The sequence below is a fragment of the Vibrio sp. Vb0667 genome, assembly GCF_033391095.1.
Genome location: NZ_JAWPOL010000209.1, coordinates 1 through 1,299, shown reverse-complemented (window position 1 = coordinate 1,299; position 1,299 = coordinate 1). Strand labels below are relative to the sequence as shown.

At 44.6% G+C, this 1,299-nt stretch carries 2 protein-coding genes; both read left to right on the top strand.

Going from position 1 to position 1,299, the window contains the following annotated elements; translation table 11 throughout:
• Positions 1-450: 450 nt before the first annotated feature.
• A complete protein-coding gene (locus R8269_RS24680) occupies positions 451-912 on the top strand; it encodes a hypothetical protein (RefSeq protein ID WP_025499212.1) in 462 nt (153 codons plus the stop codon).
• 90 nt (positions 913-1,002) lie between these two features.
• Positions 1,003-1,299, top strand: a 297-nt coding sequence (locus tag R8269_RS24675) for a copper chaperone PCu(A)C (RefSeq protein WP_318222838.1), incomplete at its 3' end; no start/stop codon positions are given.

The following is a 1,299-nucleotide window of genomic DNA, read 5'->3' as shown; positions in this document are numbered from 1 at the left end:
AATGTATAAACACTCACCATCGCGAATCGACCTTTAGGGTATCGAAATTCGATCTGTTGTTCGTATTTCATTGGAGAAATTTCTTAAGATGACGCCTCTCTTGCCACAGCAAGAAACGCTCAGGAATACACAAAGGAGCGAGAGAATACCGTATCCTTTATTAAATTACTGTCATAATTCCGTTAACGTAAAACAAGTGCAGAATCAGTGTTCAGTTTGATCCTTTATCCCTCAAATTTTGCACACTAACTCGCCAGTCCATTTTCGCTATCGCCCGTCGTTCATGGCCTTGGGTTCACGACTCCCCTGATTTTTCCTTTTGCACTTTTTCGCGCGGTGGGTAATGCACACAAATAAAATACACTTGCATCACTTTTTGGAAATCTTGCAGTTACATTTTTAAGGTTATTTGTTAGTATCCTGCGCCGAATCAGTCAGATATCAAATCGTATGGAAACCACTCAAATACAACCTAGGAAACAACGCGTCGCCGCTATTGCGGTTATTTTCGCGGTACTGTTTCAGCTGTATTTGGCCTCCACTGCGGCGCTCAATCCCACGCAAGTGCACAATAAAAGCTGGCTTAACAAAGTTCAGAATGAAAAGGTGTTGCTCTGTACCGCTGAAGGTTTTAAGTGGGTCGACATCAATACACTCATCGCTGCAAACGCTCAACCGTCTTCCGAATTTATTGATAACTTGAAGCTACACGACGGTTTCCAGTTTGAATGTCCACTGCTGCAAGCCGTGCAATTTTTCTTGCTTGTCGCGGTTGGGCTTTATCTTGCCACCATTCAGTGGTTACGCCGCGTTAAACACGCGCTCACGCCCTACCATTTTGCTCAATGCGGCAGATTGGTTTACCAGCATATCGCACCAAAGCAATCCCCTCCTTGTGTTTTTCCTGCCTAATGGTTCTTTAAGAACTCAGGCTCACAATAATAACAATTATCCCATTGAGCATTTGCTCGGGAAGTCATTCTATTTAAAAGGAAAATACACATGCTTAAACAAATGAAAATCGCCACTTTGTCACTTATCGCTCTCATTGCTAGCCCTATGAGCCTTGCTCACGATTACGAAGCCGGAAAAATTCACATCGATCATCCTTGGAGTCGTGAAGCGCCGCCAAATGCTCCTGTTATTGGCGGATTCTTTCAGCTGACCAACCATGGGGATACGGAAGACGCGTTGATCGCAGCAGAAAGCCCAATCGCTGGCCGCGTGGAGATCCACACTCACGCGAACGAAGACGGTGTAATGAAGATGATTAAAATCGATGAAGTACGTGTAGCAGCA